The organism is Micromonospora sp. ATLC20, from assembly GCF_057196585.1.
In genome coordinates, this window is the sequence record NZ_JBXUOV010000219.1 from 1 (window position 1) to 8448 (window position 8448).

An 8448-nucleotide genomic window follows, 5' to 3' on the forward strand; every position below is an offset into this window, starting at 1 on the left:
CGGCTGGTGACGCTGGTCGGCGGCAACCCGGCGGTCGCGGCGGCGTACGCGGGCGCGGAACCGTCCGGCGTACCCGCCGCCGCGCGCCGCCTGGTGGACGCCCGGCTGGACCGGCTCGACGGTACGCACCGGGCCGTGCTGCTGGCCGCTGCCGCTTCCGGCGGTCCGGCCGGGGCCGCCGCGGTGGAGGCGATGCTCGGCTGGCCCGCCGGCCGGGCCGAGCCGGTGCTGCGGGCGCTGGCCGCGGCGCGGCTTCTCCACCCGGTCGCGGCGGGCCGCTGGGCGGTCGACGCGCTGGTGGCGCGGGTGGCCGCGCTGCGGCTTTCCCGTGCGGTACGGGCGGACTTCGCCCGCCGCCTGCGTGCCGCGAAGGACACCGCTGCCGGCCGTGTGCCGGGAGCGGCGACCGGCGTCCCGTCCCGGGGCGCCGGCGAGCGGGAGGTCTGCCCGCTCGGGGCGGGACGGTCGCGCCGGTCGGGTGGAGGGGCCCGACCGGCGCCCGTCCCGCCGGACCGGACCGATGCCTGCGACACGGTGCCCGGGCAGCCGGGCCGGGCCGGCGCGCTCCCGGCGGAGCCCGGACGGGCGGGCCAGCCGGTGCGTGCCGGACCGGCGGCCGCCGCGACACGGATCGTCCCGGGTGTCACGGCGTGGCCCGGGCAGCGGAGCAGCCCGTCGTCCGTAGTCGCAGCCTGGCCCGACCCGTCACCAGTGGTCACGGCGGGGCGGGAACGGCGGATCGGTCCGCCCTGGCGGGTGGGCCGGAACCGGCGAAGAACCGAGCCCGGCGGGCACGCGCTCGGGCTGGCGGCATGACGTCCGGGTCGGAGCGGGCACGGGGCCACTCCGGCCCGGACGTCACTCGGCGGGCAGGTCGGTCGGGCGGGCCGGACGGATCAGTCGCGGGCGATGGTGCGGCTGCGGCCCCGGAACTCGGCCACCACCTCGTCGCCGCGCCGTACCGTCACGTCGTAGATGCCGCTGCGGCCCTGCCGGACCCGCTCGGTGGCGTACGCCTCCAGCAGGTCGCCCTCGCGTACCGGGCGCAGGAAGCTGATCTCGCCGCCGGCCGCCACAGTGGCCGGGCCGTGGCTGTTGCACGCCAGCGCGAACGCGGTGTCGGCGAGCAGGAACACGAAGCCGCCGTGCCCGATCGCGTGCCCGTTGAGCATCGACGGGGTGACCCGCATCCGGGCCACCGCCGCGCCGTCGCCGGCCGCGACGAGCTCGATGCCCAGCCCCTTGGACGCCACGTCGGCGTCGAACATGTCGTGCGCCGCGGTACGGCCGCCGTCACCGCTCATCTCAGGACTCCCGCCGCTGGTCGACGATGCGGCGCATCTTGCCCATCGAGCGTTCCACCCCGTCCGGCTCGATCACCCGTACCGCCACCGACACCCCGATCGTGTTCTTCACCTGCTCGACGAGAGCGGCGCCGGCCCGCTCGGCCTCGTCGGCGGCGGCGCCCGCGCGCCGCTCCACGTGCACGGTGAGCGTGTCGAGCCGGCCCCGCCGGTCGAGCACGCACTGGAAGTGCGGCGACAGGGCCGGGGTACGCAGGATCAGCTCCTCGATCTGCGTCGGGAAGACGTTCACCCCTCGGACGATCATCATGTCGTCGGTCCGTCCGGTGATCTTCTCGATCCGCCGCATCGGGCGGGCGGTGCCGGGCAGCAGCCGGGTCAGGTCCCGGGTGCGGTAGCGGACGACGGGCATGGCCTCCTTGGTCAGCGAGGTCAGCACCAGCTCGCCCCGCTCCCCGTCGGGCAGCACCTCCCCGGTCATCGGGTCGATGATCTCCGGGTAGAAGTGGTCCTCCCACAGGTGCAGGCCGTCCTTGGTCTCCACGCACTCGACCGCCACGCCCGGGCCCATCACCTCGGACAGGCCGTAGATGTCCAGCGCGTGCATGTCCAGGCGCTGCTCCAGCTCGCGGCGCATGTCCTCGGTCCACGGCTCGGCGCCGAAGACGCCCACCCGCAGCGAGGTGGTGCGCGGGTCGACGCCCTGGCGTTCCATCTCGTCCACGATGGCGAGCATGTAGCTCGGGGTCACCATGATGACCTCCGGTTCGAGGTCGCGGATCAGCATGACCTGGCGCTCGGTCATGCCGCCGGACACCGGGACGACCGTGCAGCCCAGCTCCTCGGCGCCGTAGTGCGCGCCGAGCCCGCCGGTGAACAGCCCGTAGCCGTACGCGACGTGCACCCGGTCGCCGCGGCGGCCCCCGGCGGCGCGGATCGAGCGGGCCATGAGCTTCGCCCAGGTGTCCAGGTCGGCGCGGGTGTAGCCGACCACTGTGGGACGGCCGGTGGTGCCGGAGGAGGCGTGCAGCCGGGCGACCCGCTCGCGGGGCACCGCGAACATGCCGAACGGGTAGTTCTCCCGCAGCTCCGCCTTCGTGGTGAACGGGAAGCGGGCCAGGTCGGCCAGTTCACGCAGGTCGTCGGGGTGCGCGCCGAGGGCGTCGAACGCGCGCCGGTAGTGGGGCACGTTGTCGTACGCGTGCCGCAGCGAGTGCCGCAGCCGGTCCAGTTGCAGCGCGCGCAGCTCGTCGACGCCGATCCGCTCGACGGGATCCAGCTCGTCCGGACGGGGCGTGCGCTCCTCCACGGTGACCTCCTGGCACGACGGGCCCCGGACGCCGCGGGCCGGGCGCTGCGCCCACCGTACGCCCGCCACCCCCTTCCCCTCCCCCACCCCCCTCCCCCGCGATCTTGCACTTGCCGCCCCTCGGGTGTCCGCTTCGCCCGCTGTGCCGGGGCCGAAAGTGCAAGATCGCCGAGAGCGGGAGGCGGGGCGGCGGGCGGGGTTATGCTCTCGGGTGCTGGTGGGAGGTGTCGTGTCGGATCCTCGGGTCGATCCGGATGTCGACCTGCGCGTACCGGCCGACCGGTCGGAACTGTCCGCGCACCCGGCGGCCGTGCTCGGCGTGATCGCCGCCGGTGGCGTGATCGGTGCGCTGGCCCGGGCCGGCGCGCAGGTCGCGGTGCCGCACCGGCCCGGCGAGTTCCCGTGGGCCACGTTCGCCGTCAACGTCGCCGGGTGTCTGCTCATCGGCGTGCTGATGGCGATGCTCGCCGCCCGCCCGGCCCACCCGCTGACCCGCCCGTTCCTCGGGGTCGGCGTGCTCGGCGGGTTCACCACGTTCTCCGCGTACGCGGTCGACGCGCAGCGGCTGCTGACCGACGGCGCGGCCGGTACGGCGGGCCTCTACCTGGCCGCGACGGTGCTCGGCGCGCTGGCGGCGGTCGCCGCCGGGGACACGGTGACCACCCGGCTGCTGCCCGCCCGGGACGGGAGCCGACGGTGACCGCCTGGGACGGGAGGCGACGGTGAGCGTTCTGCTGATCGCGCTCGGCGCCGCGATCGGCGCGCCGCTGCGCTACCTGACCGACCGGGCGGTGCAGGCCCGGCACGGCTCGCCGTTCCCGTGGGGCACGCTCACCGTCAACGTGGCCGGGTCGCTGCTGCTCGGCGGCCTGCTAGCGGCGCCCGTCGACCCGGGTGTGGCGGCGCTGGTCGGCACGGGCTTCTGCGGCGCGCTGACCACGTGGTCCACGCTCAGCTACGAGACGCTGCGCCTGGCCCGCACCGGGAAGCGCCGCCTCGCGTACGCGAATGTGGCGCTCAGTGTCGTTGCGGGCCTGGGCGCGGCGTTCCTGGGCTACGCCTGCGTCACCGCGCTGACCGGCTGACCGCGCCGGTCAGCGGGCCCGGCGTTCCGGGTGAGCCCGGTTCCATGCCCGCATCCGCTCCGGGTAGCCGGTGCGGGCCGCCTCGTACAGCGGCACCGCGTGCTTCTGGGCGATCCGGCCGGCGACGCGGGGCGAGCCGGTACGGCGGCGGATCCACTCGCCGTCGTGCGCGATGGCGACGACTGTGGTGTCGGTGGCGGTGGTCTCCGGTTCCAGGTAGAACTCGACCCCGCGCCGGCTGGTGACGAACGCCTCCAGCTGCGCCAGGTCCTCCTTGGTCGCCTCGCGGTCGAGCTTCGTGGGCGTCGTCGGGTCGGCGGCCCGGCGGCTGAACCAGCCCATGCCCGCCTCCTCTCCTCGGCGTTCGCTCCAGTGCAGCACGCCCGCCTGGCAGGCGGCTGGGAGCGCGGTGGGAGTCGGCTGGAGCGGCTCAGCCGATCTTCGCCGCCGGGGTTCCGGCATGCGCGTCCGGCGCGGCGCGGCGCTCCCGCAGCACCGGCACCAGCGCGAGCGTGGGCAGCAGGAGCAGCGGCACCACGCCGAGCGCGGACAGCACCCCGAAGTGGTCACCGAGGAAGCCGAGCAGCGGCGGGCCGGCGAGGAAGGCGGTGTAGCCGATCACGGCCACCACGCTCACCCGGGCCGGGGCCTTGTCCTCGTCGTCGGCGGCGGCGCTCATCCCGACCGGGAAGCCGAGCGACGCGCCGATGCCCCACAGCGCCACGCCGGCCACGGCGAGCGGGCCGGAGCCGGCCAGCACGGCGAGCGCGGCGCCGGCGGACGCCATCGCGATGGTCCCGTACAGCACCGGCACCCGCCCCCACCTGTCGATGGCGATCGTGCCGACGGTGCGGCCGAGCGTCATGCCCACCACGAACACGCCGAACACGGCGGCGCCGACGGCCTCGTCGACCTCGTACCCCTCCACGAACGCCACCGCGAGCCAGTCGTTGGCGCTGCCCTCGGTGAATGCCATGACCAGCACGAGCAGCCCGATCAGCAGGGTGCGGGGCTCGCGCCAGGCGGCCAGCAGCGCCCGCCGCCGGGCCGCCGCCTCCCCGTCGCCGGCCGCCTCGGCCGGTGCGGCGAGGAACGCCCGGGCTCCGAGCAGCGTGCCGGCCAGGACCAGCACGGACAGGACCGGCAGATGCACCCCGACGGGTACGCCGAAATGCGCCGCCCCGGCGCCCAGCCCGGCCCCGGCCACCGAGCCGAGGCTCCAGGCGGCGTGGAACCGGGGCAGGATGGTGTACCCGAGGCGCTTCTCCACCGCCGCGCCCTCGACGTTCATCGCCACGTCGCACATGCCGGAGCCGAAGCCGAACGCGGCGAGCCCGAGCCCGACCCCGACGGCCGATCCGGCCAGGCTGGCGGCGAGACCGGCCCCGGTCAGGCCGAGCGCGACGAGCACCACCGAGACGGCCACCGTGCGCGTCGGCCCGAGCCGCTGGGTGACCAGGCCGGCGGTGGGCATGGCCAGCAGCGAGCCCGCGGACACGCAGAACAGCAGCAGGCCGAGCCGGCCCGGGCTGAAGTCGAGCGCCTCCTGGGCCGCCGGGACCCGGGAGAACCAGCTCGCCACCGCGAGCCCGTTGAGGGCGAAGACGACGGCGACGCCGTTGCGGGCGGTCAGCACCGCCCGGGGCGCCGGTGGCCGCTTCCCGGCCGGTGCGTCGATGGTGCTGCTCACGGTGCGGTGGTCCCTTCCCCCGTCTGATCCCGACGACAATCGCACACCTGAGAGCGCTTCCACCACAAGCGCCGTTAAGGCTTCGCCCATCCGCGCCGGAGCAGGCATGATGCGGACATGGGTACGCCGACCGCACGTCCCGCCACGCTCGAAGACGTCGCCCGCGACGCCGGGGTGTCCCGGGCCACCGCCTCCCGGGTGCTCGGCGGCTACGGGTTCGCCTCGGCGGACGCCCGTGCCCGGGTGCGGGCCGCCGCCGAGCGCCTCGACTACGTGCCGGACCTCGCGGCCCGGGCGCTGGTGCGCGGGGCCGGGGTACGCCTGGTGGTGGCCGTGGTGGGCCGCGACGGCACGGTGCTGGACGACCCGTACGTGCACCGGGTGGTGAGCGCGGCGTCACGGGTGTGCGCGCCGCACGGCGTCGGCGTGGCGCTGGAGTGGCTGCCGCTGGCCGACCCGTCGGGGCTGGCCCGGCTCGGCGCGGACCGGGGCGTATGCGGCGTGATCCTGGTCAACACGACCCAGGCCGCGCTGGACGCGGTGCCGCCGAGGCTGCGCGGCCGGGTCGTCTCGATCGGTCGGGGCTCGCCGACGGTGCCCTCGTTCGACGTCGACAACGCCGGTGGCGCGGGCGAGGTGCTGCGTCACCTGTACGCCACCGGCCGGCGCCGCATCGTCATGGTCACCGGGCCGCGCTGGCTGAGCTGCGCCGAACGGTCGGTCACCACGTACCGGGAGCTGATGCGGGAGTCGGGGGCGCCGGAGCGGCTGGTCACCGGCGACTTCACCACGGCGCGGGGCGGCCGGGCGGCGCTGGAGGCGCTGCGCCGGTGGCCGGACGCCGACGCGGTCTACGCGGCCAGCGACGCCACCGCCTTCGGCGTGATCGCGGCGCTGCGCGGGCGCGGCGTGCGGGTGCCGCACGACGTGGCGGTGGCCGGGTTCGACGACCTGCCGTACGCGGCGATCAGTAGCCCGCCGCTGACCACCGCGACCCACCCGGTGGACCGGATCGCGGCCGCCGCGGCCACGGCCGTGCTGACGCGCGCGCCGGCCGCCCCGAGCACCGCGTTCCCGTCGACGCTTGTCGCCCGGGAGAGCGCCTGAGCACCGGTCACTGCCCGGCGAGCGGGACGAGCGGCCGGCGGACGTTGAGGACCTGGCTGGTGACGAGCGCGACCACACCGCCGATGAGCGCGTCGACGAACCGCACCGGCACGAGCGTCTCGTTCGGTGGCGACACCACGGCCAGGTAGAGCGCGGAGAGCGTGGTCGGCACGGTGCTGACCGAGCTGGCGCCGACCGCCACCGCCAGCGTGACGGTGAGCAGGACGACCACGAGGACGGTGCTGGTGGTGCGCGGGCCCAGCGCCTGCACCACCAGCTCGGCCACGAGCACGCCGACGGCCACGCCGAGCACCACCTCGGCGGTACGGCGGATGCGCCGGCCGGGCGCCAGCCGTGCCGGAGCCGCCCGGCTGCCTGCCGGAGCGCCGACGCGGCCCGGCTCGCGGTCGCTGTCATCGCTTCCCTTCCGGTCTGCGTACCTCACCTGCGGCCCGGCGGACCGGCCGGTGGCCGGGCGCGCGGCGGTTCACGCTGCGGTGGACGTGTTCGGGCCGGTCGGCCCTGGCCGTCGCCGGGCGGACGTCCGTCAATGGGTACGGGAGAAGGAGGGGTCCGATGGGCGGGGTCATGACGTGGATGTACCGGGGCGGCCGGCCGAACCGGCTGGCCCGGATGATGAACGCGCTGTCGGCCTGGCAGTACGGCGCCGGCCTCGCCCCGCGGCACTGGGTGACGATGGAGGTGCCGGGCCGCCGGACCGGCCGGACCGTCTCGGTGCCGATAGTGGTCGCCGACCTCGACGGCGAGCGGTACGTGGTGTCGATGCTGGGCGCGGGTGCCAACTGGGTGGCGAACGTGCGTGCCGCGGACGGGCGGGTGGTGCTGCGGCGTCGCCGCCGCGAGCCGGTCCGGCTGGTCGAGGTGCCGGTGGCGCAGCGGCCGGCGATCCTGCGGCGGCACCTGGCGCTGGCCCCTGGTGCCCGGGCGCACGTGCCGGTGGGCCGGCACGCTCCGCTCGCCGAGTTCGCCCGCGTCGCCGCGGACATCCCGGTGTTCCGGGTCGTGGCGGGCACCGGATGAGAACACCCGGACACAACATTCCAGAATATCGAGCGCGACGGTTTCCCGGGGTCGGCCGAATGGGAGAGACGGCCGGTAAGATCGGCGACACGAAGGCGGCTGATCGCTGACTGTCGCGCCCGCCGCGGGCGCTCACACTTGCCGCATGAATACGAGACTCCGCCGCAGCCGGGCATTCGGACTCGCGGTGTGTCTCGCCCTCGTGGCGATATTGAGCGGCTGCATGCAGCTCAACCTCGGGCTGACCGTGAACGATGACGACACGGTCTCCGGTCAGCTCCTGCTCACCGCGCCGAAGTCCGTGCTCAAGCAGCGGAACCCGGATCCGGCGGTGGCGTTCGCCGAACTGCGGCCGAACATTCCCTCACTTCCGCCCGGAGCGGAGACCCGGTACGAGGACGCCACCTCGTACGGCATTCAGATCACGTACCGGAAAACGCCGCTGGCGCAATTCACGAGCGAAAGCGTGAATCTCGTCCGGGACGAGGATCTCATTCGCTTCTCGCTCCCGCTGGACCCGAAGAAATACGGCGGCAAGTTCGGACAGCAGGATCCGCGCCAGCAACAGGCGTTCATGACCTTGATGGAGTTCGAGATCTCGGTGACGTTCCCCGGCCGGGTGCTCGACACGAACGGCACGATCACCGGACGCTCGGTGAGCTGGAAGGTGGTCGCCAACCAGCCCAAGCCGGCCGAGTTGCGTGCCGTCGCCCAGGCGCCCCCGCCGCCCGCCACCAGCCCGGCGGCAGTGGTGACCGGGGACGGCTCCTTCCCCTGGCTGCCGGTCGTCGCCGGCGCGGTCGTGCTCCTGCTTGTCGTCGCCGTGGTGGTCGTGCTCCTGCTGCGCCGCCGGGGCTCCCGCGGCGGCCCGGACGCGACGGCCACCGCCGGCCCGGGTGCGCCCGCCGGCCC

10 protein-coding genes and 1 pseudogene are annotated in these 8448 nt (G+C 75.3%); 6 read left to right on the forward strand and 5 right to left on the reverse strand.

Features of this window, described 5'->3' with window-relative positions:
* A pseudogene (locus AC2CHG_RS27910) lies at positions 1-816 on the forward strand (adenylate/guanylate cyclase domain-containing protein); the annotation flags it as partial.
* 80 nt (positions 817-896) lie between these two features.
* Here the strand turns inward: AC2CHG_RS27910 and paaI are convergent.
* Both paaI and paaK read right to left on the reverse strand, forming a co-directional pair.
* Entirely contained in the window at positions 897-1304 is a 408-nt protein-coding gene (gene paaI, locus AC2CHG_RS27915; protein WP_357211138.1) for a hydroxyphenylacetyl-CoA thioesterase PaaI, read from the reverse strand.
* 1 nt (position 1305) lies between these two features.
* Positions 1306-2613 carry a phenylacetate--CoA ligase PaaK gene (gene paaK, locus AC2CHG_RS27920; protein WP_355508099.1) on the reverse strand — a complete coding sequence of 436 codons (1308 nt, stop codon included), beginning with the start codon at positions 2611-2613 and terminating at the stop codon, positions 1306-1308.
* 217 nt (positions 2614-2830) lie between these two features.
* On the opposite strand from paaK, the gene AC2CHG_RS27925 reads away from it, so the two are divergent.
* Positions 2831-3313: a FluC/FEX family fluoride channel gene (locus tag AC2CHG_RS27925; protein ID WP_355507892.1), complete on the forward strand. Its 483-nt coding sequence runs from the start codon at positions 2831-2833 to the stop codon at positions 3311-3313.
* A gap of 22 nt (positions 3314-3335) precedes the next feature.
* Entirely contained in the window at positions 3336-3698 is a 363-nt protein-coding gene (locus AC2CHG_RS27930) for a fluoride efflux transporter FluC (RefSeq protein WP_262011765.1), read from the forward strand.
* 9 nt (positions 3699-3707) lie between these two features.
* Here the strand turns inward: AC2CHG_RS27930 and AC2CHG_RS27935 are convergent, their stop codons facing one another.
* Together AC2CHG_RS27935 and AC2CHG_RS27940 are read right to left on the reverse strand one after the other, a co-directional pair.
* On the reverse strand, positions 3708-4040 hold the full coding sequence (locus AC2CHG_RS27935) for a hypothetical protein (protein ID WP_120569611.1): 333 nt from the start codon (positions 4038-4040) through the stop codon (positions 3708-3710).
* An 88-nt stretch (positions 4041-4128) separates the two neighbouring features.
* Entirely contained in the window at positions 4129-5388 is a 1260-nt protein-coding gene (locus tag AC2CHG_RS27940; RefSeq protein ID WP_262011766.1) for an MFS transporter, read from the reverse strand.
* Positions 5389-5505: 117 nt separating this feature from the next.
* Here AC2CHG_RS27940 and AC2CHG_RS27945 point away from each other — a divergent pair, with 117 nt between their 5' ends.
* Positions 5506-6495, forward strand: coding sequence for a LacI family DNA-binding transcriptional regulator (locus tag AC2CHG_RS27945; protein ID WP_262011767.1), 990 nt, complete (start codon positions 5506-5508; stop codon positions 6493-6495).
* 7 nt (positions 6496-6502) lie between these two features.
* Here the strand turns inward: AC2CHG_RS27945 and AC2CHG_RS27950 are convergent, their stop codons facing one another.
* Positions 6503-6940 (reverse strand): FUSC family protein, encoded by a 438-nt coding sequence (locus tag AC2CHG_RS27950; RefSeq protein ID WP_484525913.1) that lies wholly within the window; start codon positions 6938-6940, stop codon positions 6503-6505.
* Between the two features lie 131 nt (positions 6941-7071).
* Between AC2CHG_RS27950 and AC2CHG_RS27955 the strand changes: the two genes are divergently transcribed.
* Positions 7072-7536: a nitroreductase family deazaflavin-dependent oxidoreductase gene (locus AC2CHG_RS27955; protein WP_484525914.1), complete on the forward strand. Its 465-nt coding sequence runs from the start codon at positions 7072-7074 to the stop codon at positions 7534-7536.
* 145 nt (positions 7537-7681) lie between these two features.
* On the forward strand, positions 7682-8448 hold a 767-nt coding region (locus tag AC2CHG_RS27960; RefSeq protein ID WP_484525915.1), incomplete at its 3' end, for an LppM family (lipo)protein.

Bases quoted from the DNA above. Each gene is read 5' to 3' on its own strand.
- paaI (WP_357211138.1), bottom strand. From the start codon at position 1,304: ATGAGCGGTGACGGCGGCCGTACCGCGGCGCACGACATGTTCGACGCC.
- AC2CHG_RS27935 (WP_120569611.1), bottom strand. From the start codon at position 4,040: ATGGGCTGGTTCAGCCGCCGGGCCGCCGACCCGACGACGCCCACGAAG.
- AC2CHG_RS27945 (WP_262011767.1), top strand. From the start codon at position 5,506: ATGGGTACGCCGACCGCACGTCCCGCCACGCTCGAAGACGTCGCCCGC.
- AC2CHG_RS27955 (WP_484525914.1), top strand. From the start codon at position 7,072: ATGGGCGGGGTCATGACGTGGATGTACCGGGGCGGCCGGCCGAACCGG.